18 protein-coding genes and 1 pseudogene are annotated in these 18,456 nt (G+C 67.8%); 9 read left to right on the top strand and 10 right to left on the bottom strand.

Annotated elements, in window-relative coordinates; translation table 11 throughout:
- Nucleotides 1–210: 210 nt before the first annotated feature.
- From OIE13_RS31615 to OIE13_RS31630, 4 genes are all read right to left on the bottom strand, one after another.
- Nucleotides 211–1,524 (bottom strand): IS701 family transposase, encoded by a 1,314-nt coding sequence (locus OIE13_RS31615; RefSeq protein WP_442816078.1) that lies wholly within the window; start codon nt 1,522–1,524, stop codon nt 211–213.
- 548 nt (nt 1,525–2,072) lie between these two features.
- Entirely contained in the window at nt 2,073–2,270 is a 198-nt protein-coding gene (locus tag OIE13_RS31620; RefSeq protein WP_326829141.1) for a DUF397 domain-containing protein, read from the bottom strand.
- An 18-nt stretch (nt 2,271–2,288) separates the two neighbouring features.
- A complete protein-coding gene (locus tag OIE13_RS31625; RefSeq protein WP_326829142.1) occupies nt 2,289–3,137 on the bottom strand; it encodes a helix-turn-helix domain-containing protein in 849 nt (282 codons plus the stop codon).
- Between the two features lie 148 nt (nt 3,138–3,285).
- Nucleotides 3,286–3,549, bottom strand: a complete 264-nt coding sequence (locus OIE13_RS31630) for a winged helix-turn-helix domain-containing protein (protein WP_326829143.1) — start codon at nt 3,547–3,549, stop codon at nt 3,286–3,288.
- 178 nt (nt 3,550–3,727) lie between these two features.
- Here OIE13_RS31630 and OIE13_RS31635 point away from each other — a divergent pair, with 178 nt between their 5' ends.
- The gene (locus OIE13_RS31635; RefSeq protein ID WP_326829144.1) at nt 3,728–4,771 is read left to right on the top strand and encodes a hypothetical protein; all 1,044 of its coding nucleotides are present in this window, start codon (nt 3,728–3,730) and stop codon (nt 4,769–4,771) included.
- Nucleotides 4,768–5,088, top strand: coding sequence for a hypothetical protein (locus tag OIE13_RS31640; RefSeq protein WP_326829145.1), 321 nt, complete (start codon nt 4,768–4,770; stop codon nt 5,086–5,088). The genes OIE13_RS31635 and OIE13_RS31640 overlap by 4 nt, the downstream gene beginning before the upstream one ends.
- Before the next feature lie 170 nt (nt 5,089–5,258).
- Here OIE13_RS31640 and OIE13_RS31645 read toward each other — a convergent pair whose 3' ends face one another.
- Entirely contained in the window at nt 5,259–6,878 is a 1,620-nt protein-coding gene (locus OIE13_RS31645) for a helix-turn-helix domain-containing protein (protein ID WP_326829146.1), read from the bottom strand.
- 167 nt (nt 6,879–7,045) lie between these two features.
- Here OIE13_RS31645 and OIE13_RS31650 point away from each other — a divergent pair, with 167 nt between their 5' ends.
- The 4 genes from OIE13_RS31650 to OIE13_RS31665 all read left to right on the top strand — a co-directional run bounded on the left by OIE13_RS31650 (nt 7,046) and on the right by OIE13_RS31665 (nt 11,228).
- On the top strand, nt 7,046–7,924 hold the full coding sequence (locus tag OIE13_RS31650; RefSeq protein ID WP_326829147.1) for a transporter substrate-binding domain-containing protein: 879 nt from the start codon (nt 7,046–7,048) through the stop codon (nt 7,922–7,924).
- Nucleotides 7,921–8,895, top strand: coding sequence for an amino acid ABC transporter permease (locus OIE13_RS31655; RefSeq protein ID WP_326829148.1), 975 nt, complete (start codon nt 7,921–7,923; stop codon nt 8,893–8,895). The genes OIE13_RS31650 and OIE13_RS31655 overlap by 4 nt, the downstream gene beginning before the upstream one ends.
- Complete coding sequence (locus OIE13_RS31660; protein WP_326645991.1) at nt 8,892–9,656, top strand: amino acid ABC transporter ATP-binding protein; 765 nt, start codon at nt 8,892–8,894, stop codon at nt 9,654–9,656. The genes OIE13_RS31655 and OIE13_RS31660 overlap by 4 nt, the downstream gene beginning before the upstream one ends.
- A gap of 87 nt (nt 9,657–9,743) precedes the next feature.
- Nucleotides 9,744–11,228, top strand: coding sequence for a flavin-containing monooxygenase (locus OIE13_RS31665; RefSeq protein WP_326829149.1), 1,485 nt, complete (start codon nt 9,744–9,746; stop codon nt 11,226–11,228).
- A 243-nt stretch (nt 11,229–11,471) separates the two neighbouring features.
- Here the strand turns inward: OIE13_RS31665 and OIE13_RS31670 are convergent, their stop codons facing one another.
- A complete protein-coding gene (locus tag OIE13_RS31670; protein ID WP_326829150.1) occupies nt 11,472–13,820 on the bottom strand; it encodes a transketolase-like TK C-terminal-containing protein in 2,349 nt (782 codons plus the stop codon).
- Between the two features lie 148 nt (nt 13,821–13,968).
- Here OIE13_RS31670 and OIE13_RS31675 point away from each other — a divergent pair, with 148 nt between their 5' ends.
- Nucleotides 13,969–14,427 (top strand): Lrp/AsnC family transcriptional regulator, encoded by a 459-nt coding sequence (locus OIE13_RS31675; protein ID WP_326645988.1) that lies wholly within the window; start codon nt 13,969–13,971, stop codon nt 14,425–14,427.
- Nucleotides 14,428–14,802: 375 nt separating this feature from the next.
- Here the strand turns inward: OIE13_RS31675 and OIE13_RS31680 are convergent.
- Together OIE13_RS31680 and OIE13_RS31685 are read right to left on the bottom strand one after the other, a co-directional pair.
- Nucleotides 14,803–14,979, bottom strand: a pseudogene (locus OIE13_RS31680) (DUF397 domain-containing protein); the annotation flags it as partial.
- A 214-nt stretch (nt 14,980–15,193) separates the two neighbouring features.
- On the bottom strand, nt 15,194–15,484 hold the full coding sequence (locus tag OIE13_RS31685; protein WP_326645987.1) for a winged helix-turn-helix domain-containing protein: 291 nt from the start codon (nt 15,482–15,484) through the stop codon (nt 15,194–15,196).
- A 181-nt stretch (nt 15,485–15,665) separates the two neighbouring features.
- Here OIE13_RS31685 and OIE13_RS31690 point away from each other — a divergent pair, with 181 nt between their 5' ends.
- Together OIE13_RS31690 and OIE13_RS31695 are read left to right on the top strand one after the other, a co-directional pair.
- On the top strand, nt 15,666–16,235 hold the full coding sequence (locus tag OIE13_RS31690) for a hypothetical protein (protein ID WP_326645986.1): 570 nt from the start codon (nt 15,666–15,668) through the stop codon (nt 16,233–16,235).
- Between the two features lie 108 nt (nt 16,236–16,343).
- Nucleotides 16,344–16,601 carry a hypothetical protein gene (locus OIE13_RS31695; RefSeq protein ID WP_326829151.1) on the top strand — a complete coding sequence of 86 codons (258 nt, stop codon included), beginning with the start codon at nt 16,344–16,346 and terminating at the stop codon, nt 16,599–16,601.
- Between the two features lie 34 nt (nt 16,602–16,635).
- On the opposite strand, the gene OIE13_RS31700 is transcribed toward OIE13_RS31695, so the two are convergent.
- Both OIE13_RS31700 and OIE13_RS31705 read right to left on the bottom strand, forming a co-directional pair.
- Nucleotides 16,636–17,208 (bottom strand): hypothetical protein, encoded by a 573-nt coding sequence (locus tag OIE13_RS31700; protein WP_326829152.1) that lies wholly within the window; start codon nt 17,206–17,208, stop codon nt 16,636–16,638.
- 241 nt (nt 17,209–17,449) lie between these two features.
- The gene (locus tag OIE13_RS31705; protein WP_326645983.1) at nt 17,450–18,208 is read right to left on the bottom strand and encodes a tetratricopeptide repeat protein; all 759 of its coding nucleotides are present in this window, start codon (nt 18,206–18,208) and stop codon (nt 17,450–17,452) included.
- Between the last annotated feature and the right edge of the window lie 248 nt (nt 18,209–18,456).

The raw sequence follows: 18,456 nt of genomic DNA on the forward strand, positions 1-18,456 counted from the left end.
CGGGGCGAACGCTCCACACCCCCCCGCCGATCACCGCTCCCCGCACCTTGCCGTCGAAGATCGCAGCCGCCGCAGCCCTCCGCCACCAACCGGCCATGTCGCCATCCGTAGACCACCCCGCCGACCGGGAAGCCGACGCTACCCACCCACAAACCAGATGCCGACCGCGAACGTCCCCTATTCGGCCATAAGTACGGCAGCCGCCATTCGTTAGCTGAGCTGGGTGTATGCGGTGGCCAGGCGGGCGCGGCGGTGGAACCATCGGGCGCGTGCTTGGTGGCGGTGTCGCCAGGCTGACCAGTGGGCGCTGTGTTCCAACGATGGGTTGGGGGCGGTGGCGGCATTGAAGAGGCGTTTGATCTCGGCGACCGTCAGCGGGATCATCCCGGTGTCGATGGGAGGCTTCTGATCGGGGCTGCTGGGTGGCGGAGCCTGGGTGTCGGTGCGACGCCGGGCCGCCGCGGCGCTGACCGCGCAGATGGCCAGGGCCGCCATGACGAGCACGGTGTGACGCAGGATCGCCTCATAGAGACGGACCTGGGATTGGTCCAGGCCGAACAGATCCTTTCCGAACTCGAACGTCTCCTCTACCGGCCATCTCAGCCCGGCCGCGGCTATCAGGCGAGCCAACGTGGCGGGCTGGCCGGCGGGGACGAAGCAGTAGTGGAAGGCCAGCTCGCCGGTGGTGCGGTACTTGCGGATCAGCAGGTAGTGGTCCGGGCCGGCGGTGGCGATCCAGGCCCAGGCGTAGGTGCGCTCGCCCTTGGAGCCGTCGCTGGCCGAGCGGATGGTCCACGTGCGTTTGTGCTTGCTGTGCTTGGCCACGGCCTGCTCGCAGCTCAGGCAGGTGCCGCCGCCGAGGGTGAGGGCGAAGGTGGCGCGCACACGCAGCACGTAGGCCTGGCCGTGTTCTTCCAGGAAGGCGCGCAGGGCGGGGCAGGCGCCGTAGACCTCGTCGCCGGCGACGAAGTCCAGGCGCACCCCGTCGGCGTAGGCATCACGGAGTAGGCCGATGGCCAGCTCGCCCTTGGTCGCGAACGTCAGCGTCAGGGGCAGAGCGGTGGTGATCGCGGCAACCGGGTCGCTGATCTGCTCGGCGGGGATCCACTGCCGCGAGCCGATCAGCGCATGTCCGACGCCGGCGCGGACGTAGGCCAGGTGGACGAGGTTGATGCCGTTGTCGATGCCGCCCGCACAGCCCATGTGCTGACGCTTGACGCCGGCGGTGGCCGTGCCCTTCTTCTCCTGCCCGGACTCGTCCAGCGCGCCCACAGTCAGGCCGACCGGCCCGGCGGCGGCGTCCAGGTGGGTGACGGCGAAGCGGCGGATGGCGCTCATCGCGCCCACGGTGTCCCAGCGGGCGCGGTTCAACAGCCGCTGGGTGGCGTCCGGCGTGAGGTCGCCGGCCTTCTCGGCGATCGTCCAGCCGTTGCGTTTGGGCAGGTCGGACATCACAGCCCGGACGTACTTGGCGGCCTGCAACCGGGGTTCGACCCGGGCGAACATCGGCGCCGGCGCGCTCATCAGCTGCTTGAGGTTCCGTTGCACGCGCGCGGCCTCTACGATGAGGGCGGCAGCCGCTCTCGATCTTGTTCTCTTCACACAGACATGATCATGAGCGGCTGCTCTTATTGTGCTGACTTCCCGTCACAAGATCGCATCGGTGCAGAGCGCCTCACCCCAGCTCACACTGCGATTGGCGGCTGCCGTAGTAGCTACTGTCTCGCCCTGCATTACGGTCACACTCCGCATGATGGCCACCACCACCACCTCTTCGTCGGAGGCCTGGCCGCGCAAGCGGGTCGCGCTCGGGATCCGGCCGAGTCGAGGCAGGTCGGGGCGGAGACAACGGCGCCAAGCTCAGGACCCGTACCGCTCATCATGGCCGAGCGAGGTGATCGACCGTAGTCGAACGCATCGATGGTGTTAGAGCTCTCCCTGCGGAGGCCCGACCCAAGGGTTTCCTGAGCGGGAGTCGAGGTTGCCCTGCTGCCCTCTCAGACGAGGGCTTGCGCTTGCCGCACGGCCAGGCGACTCCTGGGCAACCTCGGCCGTGCGGCACTTGCGTCTACTCAGATTTCCCTGCTGCGGATGCCCGTCAGGAAGTTGTTCCAGGCCGTCGGGGAGAAGGCCAGCGCGGGGCCGGATGGGTCCTTGCTGTCGCGGACGGCGACGAAGCCGGGCAGGTTGGTGGCTACCTCGACGCAGCCGGTGCCGCCGTCGCTGAGGGTGGACTTGCGCCATGCGGGGGTGGTTGTCGTGTCTGACATCTTGGCATCCTTCGTACGTCAGGGTGCGGTGGCAATGGCGCGGAGAAAGGCGAGGGAGTCATCGGGGCCAAGTGCCATTACGCGTAGATGGTCGAAAACCAGGTTATATCGGTGTACCTCGGTATCTGACTCGATGTAGATGTTACTTGCCAGCGTCTCGATATACACGATGTCCGGATGGGGGCCGTGGAGGTTCAAGATAGCGAAGGGGCCGACAACGGCGGGATGCGCTCCGGCATCATTTGGCAGGATCTGAATCGTTACATGTGGTTTATGGGCTTGGGCAAGCAGATGAGCGTATTGCTTGCTCATCACCTCAGGGTCGCCCATTATGCGACGGAGTGCGGCCTCGTCAATGATCGTATGGATGTTCAAGGGGTCGGGTTTGCTCAGCGTGGCCTGGCGAGTCATTCGTACTTCGACACGCTTATCGACCTCCTCGGCCGATCCCTGGGACATCATCGTTGCCTCGATGACAGCGCGCGCATAGTCCTCGGTCTGGAGTAGACCGTGTACGAGCTGCATGCTGTAGCACCTGATCGCAACAGCGTCCGACTCCAGGCCGATGTAGCCCGAGTAGTCGGACGAGAGGTCGTCGTAGACATCCCACCATCCCTGCTCACGGGCTGATGCCTGCAAGATGATCAGAGTCTGGCGTACCTTCCCTGACACCTCGTAAGCGTCCAGCAGGGTGATCAAGTCTGCGGGTTTCACCCGAGAGGTGCAGTGCTCGATACGGCTGATCTTGGATGGTTGCCACCCGACTCGTCGCGCCGCCTGTTCTCCGGTGAGCCCTTTCAGCTCACGGAGCCTGCGCAACTCTGACGCCAGTCGGCGCTGTCGTACTGTCGGCCCGGAGCCGGCCATCTCTCTCCCGCATGATCCATTCTGTCGCGAAAATAGAAGTTTCTAAAATTCTTCTGGAAATCCTAGTGCCCTGTCGTCATCAGGAGAGATGATGCCTGCGACGCACCAATCACGGATGGCTGGAGGGTGGATGACACTCCCTATCACCTCACTCCTCCGCATCATGTGCGTTATGTCGCCATTCGCTCTGAGGGCGGACGTATGTTCCCTTACCGGGGATGGTGCGGATCAAGAACTCGTCTTTCAGAAGGCGCAAGACCTTCTGGATCGTGGTCCTGGCAACGCCGAATTCTTGTTCCAACTGGGTAAGGCTGGGAATGACGGATCTTTCCCTATATTGGCCACTTGTTATGCGCGCACGAAGCGTGGCGTAGAGCTGTTCCCAGATGGTGCGATCTTCATCCCACTCCATGCTCTGTACCGTAGAGGGCTGCACTTTGCCCTACTTAGCCCGCTCAGGCTCTACCCTGCTTCACTGTGTTGCACCAGGGTAGAGCCTGCTGCTCGACCTGTCCGTACCTACGAAAACGGGACCCGCAGGCGCTCGCAACGCCGTACGGGTCCCTTGATCAGGAAGGGACTCCTGACCCGTGAGCAACCTTAGTGCTCCCGTTCTCGACAGGCAGGCGGTCGGTGGTTGCGGCTGTTTCGCCGATGCGGCGCCGATGCCGATGGGCTGTGCCGCCTGCGGGCACGCCCCCTACGCGCACGGCTGCCCCGACCGGCCCGCTGACCACGAGTACGCCCAGCCGTCCGCCGTGCTGATGGACACCCGCCTGCGGGTTCGCCGGACCGGGGACCGCTCGCTGCCTTGTTTTGAACTGCCCTGCTTCGAGCCGCCCGCCCTCGCGGTCCCGGCCGAGATGATCCCGCTGGTGCCGGCCCAACAGTTCGCCCGGCGGCCCGCCCGGCAGGTCCCGGTGGAGACGACCGCACCGGTGGCCGAACAGCGGCCCGGCGAGCGGGTCTCGGCCGAGACGGTCGCGCCGGTGGCCGGTCAGCGCTCCGCCGGGCGGGCCTCGGTGGAGACGGCCCCGCCGGTGATCGTCCCGCGCCGCCCCGAGCAGGCCCCGGCCGCCGTGCCGGTGTCGCCACTTCGCCGGGTGCGCTGCCCTCTCCGGCCCCTGTCCAGGGGCACCCGTACCGGACCGCCCCGGCCCGGCGGAGGGCGCCGCCGCGTCCCCCGCACCGGCAGGAGGACCTGCGCTCCACCCCGGGCGATGCCCGCCCTGCCTCCGTACCGGCCACCCGGCCGGTACGGCACACCCCTCCAGGTCTTTCCCCACCCCATGAAGCGGGCCCGTCCTCCGCTACCAACGAACAGACGGGCCCTTGATCGGATCGAGGTCCAATCAATGAATGATGGTAGGTCCACCACCCCCGAGCCCACCACCATTCCCGGCTGGCGGCTCATCCTCAGTGACGCCGGACGGCTGTGGGCCAGCCGGGAGCAGCCCTTCTCACTGGCCGCGTTCCACGCCGGAGCCGAACGGACCGTCGACGGCGACAGTCTGGAGGCGCTGCGGGCCGAGACCGACCGGCAGGAGGCCCTCGCCCAGGAGGCCAACGCTCAGGAGGCCAACGCTCAGGCGGCTGCCGTCACGGAGACCGCCACCGGGCAGGTGATCTCATGATCCGGCGACGGCCCACCCGTCCCCGGGGCCGCCACCGCGACGGTGTGGCCACCGCCCCCGTACCCCGGTACACCTGGGACCACGAGGCCCGCGCCGAGGCCGCGATGCTGGAGATCACCTGGCCCGGCTGGTCCGTCCTCTACGGCACCGGTAGCCGCCTCTTCCACGCCATCGCCACCTGGCCCACTCCCGAGCCACTGCTCCTCTGCGACCGGACCATCGAGGGCCTGAAGACCCAGATGCGCGAGGCCGAGATGACCGCCCTCCTCCAGCGCTGGGCACCGACCTCCACCTCGGCCGGCATCGGCCACTTCTGAGCAGGCACGGCGGCCCTCCCTTCCCCGGTCCGGGCCGCCGTGCCCTTGACGACGTACGGCACAGGGGCGAAGAGGCGCCCGCGCGGTACGTGACGCGGGCGGAGCTGTCCGGCCCGCCCGCGTCCTCCAGGCAGGAGAGACCCCTGGGTGGCCGACCCGACCCGCGAAGGTCAGGTACCGTCCGGCCCCTCGCGGTGCCACAGCCGGAGTTGCAGGTCCAGCACCACCCGGTCATCGGGGTCGTCGAGCCGGTATCCGCCCACCTGCTCCAGCCGTGCCAGCCGGTAGCGGATGGTGTTGGGGTGCACGAGCAGTGTCCGTGCCGTGGCGCCCACATCGCCGAACGTGCCGAGGTAGGCGGCGATGGTCTCGATGAGACAGCTGTGGTGGCTCCGGTCGTACTCGACCAGACGGCGGAACCGCTCGTCGCTCAGCAGATCCGTCACCCCCAGCGTGGTGAGCGCCTCGGAGAGCAGCACCGCCGTGAGCTCGCCGTCGAGACTGATCACCGGCCGGTCGGGCGTGTACGCGACGGTCTCGCACACCCGGTCGACCTCCGCGCGGGCCGCGGCCACGGTCGGCACCGACAGGGACGAGGCGATCGCCGCCCGGAAGGTGGTCCCCAGGTGCCGCTCGAACGCCGTCAGGGTGCGCCGGGCCCAGTTCAGGTAGCGGTCCACCTCGACCCGGCCGGGGAGGACGGCGTACAGGCGCAGCCCGACCGGGGCCACCATCGACTCGTCGCGGACGGAGTGGGCGTGCACGGTCAGCATCGTCACCGCCTCGGTGGAGGAGAGCCACTGGCGCGCGCCGGCGTCGCCGACCGCTTCGAAGGCCACCACGGCGAACTCCTCGGGGGCGTCGAGGCTCAGCTGCCGGACGAACCCGGCGTCGTCGCGCTGCGGGTTGGGGGCGAGCATGCGCTGCACGAACTCGGTGCCCATGTTGTGGATGAGGCGGCTCTGGCCGACGAGCCGCGCGGCGAAGACCGATGCCGCGACCAGGTGTTCCTCGGTCTGCCGGGAGAAGGACCGGTCCGTCTCCTGCGCCCAGACGGTGCCCAGGTACTCGCCGGACCGAGGATCGTGCATGCCGACCCCGAGCCTGCGCCGAAACCCGATCTTCTCGTTCAGTGTCACCGTGGTACGGGGACGCCGCAGCCGGTCGTAGACCCGCATGGCCTGGAGTTCCGCCATGTGTTCCGCCGGGGGCTCGCGCCCGAGGATGGTGCGGCGCCGGATGTCGTCGGCCTGGTCGCTGTAGGGCGAGAAGGCGAGCACCCGTCCCTGCACGTCCTCGATGGAGATCAGCGTGCCGGTCATCATGCCGAGCGCCTTGGCGAGCCCGAAGAGGTCGTTGTGCTCGCCGAGCGCGGGGCCGGCTCCCTGCGGGAACCGCTCCTCGAACTCCCGGCCGAAGCGTTCGACCTCGGCGACCAGGCGCCACCACGGCGCCCGGTCGGTGACCCCGAGGACCGGGACCGGCACGTCGCGCAGCGACCACGGATCGACGTCCCCGAGTTTCACGACGAGCGCCCCGGGCCGGTGGTGGGCGAGGTCGGCGACCGCATCGGCCGCCGCCGGCCCGCCGGTGCCGAGCAGCAGCACGACGGCGCCGTCCAGCTCGTGATCATCGGGCAGGTCCGTCCCGTCGGACAGGTCGAGAACGACGCAGCCGCCGATGGGGACGTCCAGGCCTCCGGGGGCGTGGACCGCCGACACGAAGGGGTCGCGTACCGCGTCGAGGAGCTCGGTCAGGGTGGATGACCAGCGGGGATATCTGGTTTTCACAGGACTCCGGCACGTTGTGACTCGGGTGTAACCTACCTGTCCGAGTATCCAGCGAACTGGACAAAAATATAGAGGACTACACAAAGCCCCTAGGCCGTTCGGCATTTTAGGGTGACAGCACTCCCCCCGGCCGACCGGCCGAAACCCCAGGAATCAGGAGGACCGACATGACGTTGGTTCGCACCCGTCGCACCCGGCGCGCCCTCCACGTTGTCGCCGCAGGCGTGCTCGGCGCCGCCGTCCTCTCGGCGTGTGGCAGCTCCTCAAGCGATTCCGCGTCCGGCCCCGAGGCCGGTTCCGGCTCAGGCTCCGGCTCGCAGGTCTACACCATCCCCCAGCAGGTCGGCGTTCCGCCGTACAGCTTCCTGGACGAGAGCGGCAAGCTCGTCGGCCTGCTTCCGGACCTGTCCACCGCGCTCGGCGAGGAGATGGGGGTGACCGTCAAGAATGAGCAGGCGTCGTTCGAGAACTCACTCCTGGGCCTGCAGCGCGGCACCTACGCCTGGGTGCCGGGCGCCGACGTCACGGCCGAGCGGCTGAAGAAGTTCGACTTCGCCACCACCCTCGTCGAGAGCTACGGCTTCCGGGTCAAGGCCGACGGCATCACCATCGGTGACTCACTCGACGACCTGTGCGGGCTCTCCGTCGCGGTGACCGCAGGTTCGAGCCCGGTCTCGACTCTCACGGACCAGTCCGGGAAGTGCGAGGCCGCCGGGAAGAAGCCCATCGACGTGCAGACCTTCGCCGACCAGGCGACCGCCGACCTCGCGGTCAAGAGCGGCCGGGCCGACACCTCCACGGCCACCGCCAGCGGCCTGGGCTACCAGACGCGCACCGAACCCGGCGTGTGGAAGATCACCGGGCCGACGTACCAGGCGATCGACATCGGGTTCGCCTCGATGAAGGGTGACGGCATGGCGGCCAAGTTGCAGCAGGCCACCGAGGCGCTGATCAAGAACGGTGGCTACGCCAAGATCCTCGCCAGGTACGGCACCGAGAACATGGCGATCACCACCTCGGTGATCAACCCAGAACCGAACGCATGAGTGAGATCCGGGCAGGTGGGGCCGGCGCGAGCGCCGTCCCCACCGGCCAGGCCGGGCCGGACGGGCCAGGCGGGGCGGCGGAGGAGTGGCGCCGGCGGATGGAGGAGATCTCGCGGCTTCCGCACGGGCGCCCGCTCCACCTCGGCCGGCTGACCATCGCGGTGCTGATGGTGGTCGCGGTCGCCGGCCTCGCGGTCAGCGTCGCCCGCAACCCCGCCTTCGAGTGGGCCACGGTGGCCGATTACTTCTTCTCCGAGCGGGTGCTGAACGGCCTGCTCAACACCATCACGCTGACCGCCCTGTCGATGGGGCTGGCCCTGGTGGTCTCGGTGGTCATCGCGAACATGCGGCTCTCGGCGAATCCGGTGCTGCGCGCGGTCAGCGGGACGTACGTCTGGTTCTTCCGGTCCATCCCGCTGCTGGTCCTGCTCATCCTCTGGTTCAACGTCTCGCTGATCTATCCGACGTTCAGCCTGCCCAACCCCTTCGGTGGCGACCTGTTCGCGCTGCAGACGCGCAACCTGATGACCGCCTACTGGTCGGCGGTGCTGGCCTTCGGCCTCCAGCAGGCCGCCTACACCTCGGAGATCATCCGTTCCTCGCTGCTGGCGGTCCCCAAGGGGCAGCGCGAGGCGGCGCTCGCCCTGGGCATGACGCCGTTCGACATCTTCCGCCGCATCGTCTTCCCCCAGGCGATGAAGATCGCGGTGCCGCCGGTGAGCAACGACCTCATCAACCTGATGAAGGCCACCTCGCTCGTCGCCTTCATCTCGGTCTCTGACCTGCTCTACAGCGTCCAGCAGATCTACAACCGCACGTTCGAGGTCGTCCCGCTGCTCATGGTGGCGACCATCTGGTACATGATCCTCGTCAGCGTGCTGTCGGTCGGCCAGTACTACCTGGAGCGCGTGCTCGGCAGGAGCACCGCCACGACGACGCGCCGCGCCGGACGAGTGAGGGCCCAGCCATGACGACGCCGCTGATCAGCGCACTGAACGTGCGCAAGTCCTTCGGCCAGCACACGGTCCTGCACGACGTGTCGCTGGACGTCCACCAGGGGGAGGCGGTCTGCCTGCTCGGCCGCTCCGGCAGCGGCAAGAGCACCTTCCTGCGCTGCCTCAACCTGCTTGAGCGCACCGACTCGGGAGTGGTCATGCTCGACGGCGAACTGCTCGGCTACGAGGAGCGCGGCGGCAAGATCCACCGGCTGTCGGCGAAGCGGGAGGCCAGGCAGCGCCAGCGCCTCGGCATGGTGTTCCAGCAGTTCAACCTGTTCTCGCACAAGACCGTGCTGGAGAACGTGGTCGAGGCGCCCATCCGGGTGCTGCGCCGCCCGGCCGACGAGGCGCGCCGTGACGCGCACGAGCTGCTCGACCGGGTCGGCCTGGCCGAGAAGGCCGACGCCTACCCGGCCCAGCTCTCCGGTGGTCAGCAGCAACGCGTCGCGATCGCCCGCGCCCTGGCCATGAAGCCCCAGGTGCTGCTCTTCGACGAACCGACCTCGGCGCTCGACCCCGAGATGGTCAACGAGGTGCTGCAGGTCATCCGCGGCCTGGTGCTCGACGGGATGACCACCATCATCGTCACCCACGAGATCGGATTCGCCCGCGAGGTCTGCGACCGGTTCGTGTTCATGGAGGACGGCCGCATCGTCGAGGAGGGGCCGTCCAGCCGGTTGTCCGGCGAGGCCGAGCACCCGAGCACCCGCGACTTCCTCAGCAAGGTCCTCTAGCCCCGGCGCCCGCGAGCGCCGCACATCATCGTGCCGCGGCACGAGCTCGACAGAGAGAGGCAAGTCATGCCATCGACGGGCGGAGCCATGCCCTCTGTGGCCGTGATCGGCGGCGGGTTCGCCGGACTCGCGGCGGCCCACCAGCTGAAGCGGCACGGGTATTCGTTCACCGTGTTCGAGACCGAGGACGGGCCCGGCGGCACCTGGCGGGTCAACCGTTTCCCCGGTGCCGAGGTCGACACGCCGGCCCCGATGTACTCGTTCTCGTTCGCCCCGTACGACTGGTCACGGGCCTACCCCGGTCAGGCGGAGCTGCAGTCCTACCTTGAGCACGTGGCCGAGCGGTTCGGGCTCGGCGAGCACTTCCGGTTCGGCCGCACCGTCCGGCGGCTGGTCTGGGAGGAGGACGGTCAGCAGTGGGCCGTGCACCTCGACACCGGGGAGGTGCGGCGTTTCACCGCCGTGGTGACCGCGGTCGGGCTGCTGAACGTCCCGAACGAGCCCGCCTGGCCCGGCCGCGAGCTGTTCACCGGCGACATCTTCCACACCGCGCGGTGGCGTCCCGACGTGGAGATCGACGGACGCCGGGTGGGGGTGGTCGGCACCGGCTCGACGTCCGCCCAGATCGTCGCGGAGCTCGGTGGCCGCGCCGGGCACCTGACGGTGTTCCAGCGCCAGCCGGCCTGGGTGGACCCGAAGGTCTCGCTCCCGTTCACCGAGGAGGAACGCGCCCGGCGGCGCCACCCGGTGACGCGGCGGCTCATCCGGTGGCGGCTCTTCCTGGAGCTGGAGCGCAAGTGGCTCGGTGGCCGGATCATCCGGCCCGGCGGGACCGTCGACACCCGGGCGGTCAAGGTCTGCCAGGACTACCTCGAAGAGGTGTTCGGCGACCACCCCGACCTCAAGGCGGCGCTGACACCGAACTCGGCCTACCTGGGCAAACGGGCGATCCACAGCTCCACCTTCTACCCGACCCTGCTCCGCGACGACGTCACCCTCGTTCCCCACGCGGTGGAGCGGATGACCGGGACCGGGGTGGTGGACGCCGCGGGCCGGGAGCACGAGCTCGACGTCGTGATCACCGCGACGGGCTTCCGCGCGGCCGAGTTCCTCTGCGGTCTGGAGGTACGCGGACGCGGCGGGCGTGACCTGCGGGAGAAGTGGGGCGACGACCCCATGGCGTTCCTCGGGATCATGGTGGACGAGATGCCGAACCTCTTCATGATGTACGGCCCCAACACCAACTACTACGCCCCGGTGTTCAACTTCGAGCAGCAGGCGAAGTTCGTGGTCCGGTCGCTGCGGGAGATGCGCCGCCGGGGGGCCTCGGCCGTCGAGGTCCGGCCCGAGGCGGTCAGGCGGTTGAACCGGTGGTTGAAGCGCCGGCTGGACGCCAGTTCGTTCGCCCAGGCGCCGAACTACTTCCGCTCGGCGAGCGGCCGGGTGGTCACCCAGTGGCCGGACGGCGCCTCGGTCTACTGGTTGCTGACCCGGACCCAGCACGCCCGCGCCGCGCGGTTCTTCCACGCTCCGATGGCATCGGCGTCGTCCGAACCGTCACGCCATGGCTGAGTGACGGATACGGGGGCACGTCACGGCTCTGGCACGTTGGCTTCGACGAATGCGGGAGCCAGCAGTCGGATGCGTTCTTCCTCCATATGGCTCCGGAGTGACATGGCAACTATCGGTAATCCATGAAGAGTTGCCAGAAACGGCGAGTTGCCAAGGTTTGGCAACTCGCCGTTTCTGGCAAGTTTGACCAGCTGCGGGCCGCAGGTGGCTAGTTCTTTCGTGCGGCGGGGCGGATCGAGGTGGTCAGCGGCCGAGCAGCGTCAGGGCGGCGTCGACGATGGAGGCGGTGTCGATGCCGTGGATGCGGTAGGCGTCGTGCAGGTCGCTGGACTGGCCGAAACCGGAGACCCCGAGGTTGCGAATTCGGTCGCCGCGCACGCCGGCCAGGAAGGACAGCGTGTGCGGGTGCCCGTCGAGCACCGTGACGAGGGGTGCGGGGTGGTCGGCGGGGAACAGGACGTCGACGATGCCGCCGCCGGACGCGCCGAGGGAGCCCCGGGCCTGGAAGGACCGGTACACCAGGTCGGCACTGGTCAGGCAGACCACGCCGGCGACGATCGAACGCTCGGCCAGGTGTTCGGCGGCGGCGATCACCTCGGGCATGACGGCTCCCGCGCCGACGAGGGTGACCTGCTCGGCCGCCGGGTCGTGGTCGGTGATGCGGTAGCCGCCCGCGACGGCGTGCCGACGGCGTCGTTCGAGCAGTAGCTCGTCCTCGGGCACGCGCGCCAGGTCGGGGTTCAGCGGCCGGGTCGACAGCCGGAAGTACGAGGACGTGCCGCCCTCGACACCGACCCGCTCCATGGCGGCCAGCATCGTCCACTCCAGGTCCTGGGCGAACGCCGGTTCCCAGGCGATGCAGCCCGGCTGCTCAAGACCGATGGACGGAGTCGTGATCGACTGGTGCGCGCCGCCCTCGGACGACAGCGTCACACCGGACGGCGTACCGACGATGATCGACTGCCCGCCGGCGTAGATGCCGTACGACCACGGTTCGAGCGCGCGTGAGATGAACGGGTCGTAGAGCGTGGCGATCGGGATGAGACGCTCGGCCCAGCGACTCCAGGTGGCGCCGAGCTCGCCGAGCAGACCCACCAGGTTGACCTCGGCGATGCCGAGTTCGATGTGCTGGCCGCCGGTCCCCTCCGACCAGCGCAGCAGGCGTTCGGTGTCGTCGGCGAACCAGTCGTGCCGGTCCTCGATCGACCACACCCCGGTCTTGTTGATCCACCCGCCGAGGTTGGTCGAGGAGGCGACGTCCGGGCTGCAGGTCACCACCCGCGCGCCGGCCTCGGGGGCGGCGCGCAGGAAGTCGACGAGGAAGCGGCCGAGGGCGGCCTGGGTCGAGATCGGCGAGCGGTACGAGCGGCCGAGCGTCTTCGGCAGTGGGCCGAGGGCCTTGCCGGTGATCTGGGGGCGGCGCAGCGCCGCGCCTTGGGTGGCGCACAGGTCTGACGCGGCGGTGCCCGGTTCGAAGGCGCGCCAGGGGGCGGCGAGGTCGGTGCCGCAAGACTCGGCCAGCGCGAGCATCTGCGCCTCGGTCAGCAGCGCCGAGTGGTTGTTCGGATGTCCCTCGGTCGGCAGGCCGCGCCCCTTGACCGTGTAGGCGAACACCACCGTGGGCCGGGTGTCGTCCACCTCCCGGTAGGTGTCGAGCAGCAGGTCGAGGTCGTGGCCGCCGAGGTCGCGGACCGCCCGCGCCAGCTCGGCGTCCGGCAGGGACGCGACCAGGGCACGCAGTGTCGCGCCGCCGCGTTCCCCGACGAGTCGCGGCCCCACCTCGGCGGCGTCGACCCGCAGTAGGCGCTGGTACTCCTCGTTCGGCATCTGTTCGAGCCGCTGCCGCAGCTCGTCGCCGCCTGGCCGCTCGAACAGGGCGGTGATCGCGCGTCCCCACTTCAGGGTGATGACCTGCCAGCCGGCCGCCTCGAACATCGCCCGCAACCGGTGGATCTGCACGTCCGGCACCACCCGGTCGAGCGACTGGCGGTTGAGGTCGACGATCCAGAGCAACTCGCCCATCCGGGCCACGGACGGGTCGGCGACGGCCTCCCAGATCGCACCCTCGTCGAGCTCGGCGTCCCCGAGCAGGCTGACGAAGCGTCCCGCCGCCGGAGCCGACGCGAAGCGCGAGCGCAGGTAGCGGTGGGAGATGGCGGCCCATAACGGCGCGGTCGCGCCGATGCCGACGGAACCGGTCGAGAAGTCGACGGTGTCGGGGTCCTTGAGCCGGCTCGGATAGCTCTGCAGCCCGCCCAGCTCGCGCAACCTCGGCAGATAGGAGACATCGAGGTCGTCCAGCAGGTAGTTGATCGCGTGCAGCACCGGCGAGGCGTGCGGTTTGACGGAGACCTGGTCGAGGTGGGTCAGCTCGGAGAAGTACAGCGAGACCATGATGTCGACCATCGAGGCGCTGGAGGCCTGGTGACCGCCGACTTTCACACCGGTGTCGTTGGGCCGTCCGCGGTTGGCGGCGTCGACGATGGCCGCGGAGAGCCAGAGCACCCGCTGCGCGATCTGCCGCAGCACCTCGGTCTGAGCGGATGCCCTCGCACGCTCGTCGGCGGGTGGGGTCAGGTGGATCGCCATCATCTGTCTCTTTCCTGCGGAGACGTTCATTGCACCCGGAGGTGCCTCACAGGGCAAGAAAGACGCAGGAACCCGCCCCCTATCGCGTGTTCAAGCGGTCAGGCGGCCTGGGGTGCGCATCTTTCCACCCTCTCGGCGCTACCATCCACTCATGCCTCCGAACGCCGAACTGGACTCGACCGACCGCCGGATTCTGGACCTGCTCGTCGAGAACGGGCGTCGGAGCGTGCGCGACATCGCCATCCGGGTGCGGCTCTCGCCGAGCCCGGTCAAGCGGCGGATCGAACGGCTGGAGCGGCTCGGCGTCATCGTCGGCTACACCACACTGGTCGACGAGGGCCTGCTCGGTGACACTATCGAGGCCTTCGCGGAGGTCCGCTTCAGCGGCAACACGGACGTCGAGTCGATCACCGCCTCGGCCAGCCGCATCCCCGGGGTCACCGAGGTGTTCACGGTGGCCGGCGACCCCGATGCCCTGGTGCACTTCCGGGTCGACAGCCTCCAGCACCTGCACCGGTTGATCGACCAGATCCGCCGCGACGAAAACGTCATCGGCACCAAGACCCTCATGGTGCTGGACTCCTGGCGCCGGGTCGAGCGACCGTTCTGACCCGCGCGGTCGTCTTCCCCGTGTCACCGGCCGGTGCACGGTTGGCCATCTGTACGGCGCGATCAGCTTCATCAACGCCAGCACATCAGCGGCGTTGTCCCGCCCCTCGGCCCCGATCTCCAGCTGAATGTTGATCTCTGCCTTACCTCGCACCAGCGTGGAGAACGCGGCGTTGTCCTCGCCACTGGGACGCCTGAAGTAGTAGCCGGTGACCCCGGGGAGGATCTCCGGCAGCGGTGTGGCACCGCCTTCGATCTGCTCCTCGACCGGCCCCGGATATCCTCCCGGCGTGAGGTTGATCAGCAGCACATTCAGCCGCTCGCCCTCTCGCTGGGAGACCACACAGCCTCCAATTTCTCCGCTGCGGATGCCTGTCAGGAAGTTGTTCCAGGCCATCGGGGAGAAGGTCAGCATCGGGCCGGATGGGTTCTTGCTGTCGCGTACGGCGATGAGGCCCGGAAGGTTCGTGGCTACTTCCACACAGTCGTCTCCGTTGGGGCCGCTGTAGCTGGACTCGCGGAACTCGGCGCCGGACAGGTCAGGGGAAATCATACTCACTCCTCACAAGGAGCCGATCGGCTACTTAGAGTGACAGAAGTACAAGGGTGTCCGACCGGCATCGCAGCCATCCATTGGTTACCTGCGGTGTGGTTCCTTAGCTCAAGGTGAGGATGTCATGACACTTGCGGACCGATCCACGCAACGGTTCCACCTGTTCAAGAAGGTCACAGTGGGCTCGGCCCGCATGAACCTCTCAGAGAGCTGATCAGTCGGCAGGCGGAACGTCTTCCGGACGCGAGGGTTCTGCTTGCGGGTCGATGTACGTCCCTCTTCCGACCACGGTCCTGATCAGGCCGCGCCCACGTAGTTCCCGCATCGCGCGCCGCACTGTCAGGTATGCCACCCCGTATTCGGAAGCAAGATCACGCTCTGCTGGGAGTCGCTGACCCGGCCGTAGGTCGCCGGCATCGATCAACGCCTGGATGTGATTGGCCAGCCGGACATACATGTATTCCGGGCTGTCCTCTTCTGGATCGAACGGCGAGACGCTGCTCATGACTTCACCGTATGGCTATGGTGACCTGCTGAAATCTATGGAAAGCCATGCATCGCTATACATGGCTATGCTCAATCGCGTAGCCTCTGGCCAAGTACAAAGTGGACGTCGGTACGCCGTCACGACGTTGCTGGAACCGGTCGCCGGACATCCCGCGCCGAAGGTTCGTTGACTGTTTTAGTTGATTGCTGGAAGTCGTTTCGAACTTTTTGCCGAGAATGGCAGGATATCGGCCATGCTTCCCCTTTATCGCATCGCGGCCGGATTCCTCATCACGTCCCTCGCGCTGAGGATCAACGGGTTCGACCTCCTCGTTGATGTCATTGGATGGGTTCTCGTGGTCTTCGGGCTGTCACGCATGGAGGCATCGGTCGATCCCGCCTTCCGCAGGGCCCGGGTAAGCGCCATCGTCACGGGGGTGATCTCATGTGCCGTACCCATCGGACTGACTGTGAACTCCGTGATCGGCCTGCTCTATACGCTCAGCACCCAGGTCACGATATGGCTGATCGCGGAGGGCATCATCGCCCGGGCGCGAAATGCCGGCGATGCCTCCACGGCCTCGACCTTCAACGTTCTCCGCTGGATTCTGGCCACGGTCATCGCCGTGGGATGGCTGGTGAGCTACGCGGTGACCTCGCCACAAGGCCTGGGAACCATCGCACTCATCCTTGCGGTCGTCGGATTCGTTGCGACCATCTGGTTCATCATCCGCCTCTACCGGTCGGCACGCCTGCCTTACCTTGCTTGACCTCTCAGTCACGTGCTGACACGAAGTCGGCTCTACCCTCGGGAGCCGGCCTGTGATCACGGTCCTCCGTGCTCCGTCATCCACACCCCGCGGGAACGGCTGCCGAAGGTGTTCGCCGAGTTTCACCGGGTGCCGGCGCCGGGTGGCCATGTGCTGCTCGCCTTCCAGGTCGGTGACGAGCCGCTGCACCTGGATCGGCCGTTCGGCCACCCGGTGTCGCTCGACTTCCACCGGCTGCAGCCGGACCACATCGCCGGCCTGTTGAGCCAGGCCGGGCTGGTCATGCGTGCCCGGCTGCTGCGCGAGCCCAATGAGAGCACGGATACAACACAGCAGGCCTACCTGCCGGCCCACCGACCGGCATAGCTCAGCCGAACGTCGTGAACAACCAATCGGGTGGTCACCGGCTCTTGGGGGGGTCTCCTTCCAGCGCGCTCCTGATCATGGCGAAGCTCTCCGTGATCTTCCCGGCGAGGCTGCGCGGAATCTCAAGGAAACCCACCGTGTCGGCGTCGGCCCAGTAGCAGTAGGTCCCGTCGTCGGTGTTCCGGCAGGAGGCCGCGCCGCGGAGCGGGCCGGTTCCCACGTAGACCCAGTCCGTCTGCGGGTTCTCCCTCTCACGGTCCTGAGCGGTCAGCCAGTCCACGGCGGCCTTGGGGTCGGTCACCTCGGCCTGCGCCCCGGTGGCGTAGAAGGATTTCAGACGCGGGGTGTCCTGGTAGAGCGTGGTGAGCTGGGTGCCGAGGATCTTGTGGTGCGGCCCGTCCGGGAGCTTGAAACGTTCCTCGGCGGGGGTCGCCGATACCAGGTCCAGCGCCCCGATCGCGGTGGGGAAGGGGGTCGCGAAGGTTCCCGGGGGTTTCGGTGGGTTCTGGGCCGATGAGGCATTCTCCTGATCCGCTTCGACGGTGAAGGTGCATCCCGCGAGAACGCCGGCCGCGAGCGTCATGAGGGAGATTCTTGCGATGTTCATGACGTGAAGATGATCCAGTGCACTTGTGCACTGGTTGGATCTCCCTGAGAGCCGCCACACTCAGGTGCCTCACATCTGCGGTCGGGAACGGAATTTCCCACTCTCCTGGCGAACGCAGGATGGAGCAGGACGTTCGGACCAAAGAGATCCACGTCCTGCTGTTACATTTGTGGGCTTTCGCCCAGATATCGATTCCCCGCTTACCTGGGTGCCGGGGAGAACCGGGTGGAGGCCAAGAGACCTACGGCCGAGACCCGAAGCCCGCAGGGCCTTGCGGGTGATGGTCGGATTTCTGAGCGGGATTCCAGGGCCGCGCCGCAAGGATCGCTCTATCCGCATGACCGGCCTCGCACAGCAGGAGGACCGCCCATATCAGGGCGTGGATGTCACCGGCCTCGGTACGGGCCCGCAGCCAGGTGATTGCCTCCTGGGCACGGCCTGTCTCGTACATCAGGTCGACCGCGTGCGCCAGGGCGTCGGGGTAACCCGCCTCGGCACGGGTCCGCAGCCAGGTGATCGCCTCCTCGGCCCGATCCAGCTGGTACAGCAGGACGGTGAGCCGCCTGAGGGCGTGGGTGTCGCCGGCCTCGGCGCGGGTCCGCAGCCAGGTGATCGCCTCCTCGGCACGCTCGGACTCCTGGAGCAACTCGACCGCCTTCCACAGGGCGTCGATGTCGCCGGTCTCCGCCCGGGTCCGCAGCCAGGTGATCGCCTCCTCGGTCCGGCCCACCCGCTGGAACAACTCGACCAGCCGCCAGCGGGCGTCGGTGTTCCCGGCTTCCGCGGCGTGCCGGTAGGCGGCGATCGCCTCCTCGGTCCTGCTCGTCTCCTGGAGCGGTTCGACCAGCCGGCGGCCGTCGCGGGTGTGTCCGGCCCCGGCGGCGCGGTTGTGCGCGGCGGGGTCCTCTCCGTGCTGTCCCGCCCCATCGGGGAAAGCAGCGGTCCAGTTGGAGATGTCGGGCGGCCGCCGGAGCTGACCGCCGCTCTCATCGCGGCTCATCACTCATTGCCACTCGTCGCAACATCATCACTCCGTATGGAGCCTGCGGACGGCGAAAATAGACAATATTAAGGTGGCATAAGTAATTCCACCATCTCGTGAAGATTGGTTTTCTGCCTCCCTTTTGGGGGGCAATAATAGATATTTAGGTGTTGTCTAATATGATTTAGGCGATATTCCCGGGATTAGCGGGTGGTTTTGTGGGTCTGCCGGGCCCGTCAAGTTGGCCGAACGCCCGCTTCACGACG

The sequence above is a fragment of the Streptosporangium sp. NBC_01810 genome (assembly GCF_035917355.1).
Lineage (GTDB): Bacteria > Actinomycetota > Actinomycetes > Streptosporangiales > Streptosporangiaceae > Streptosporangium.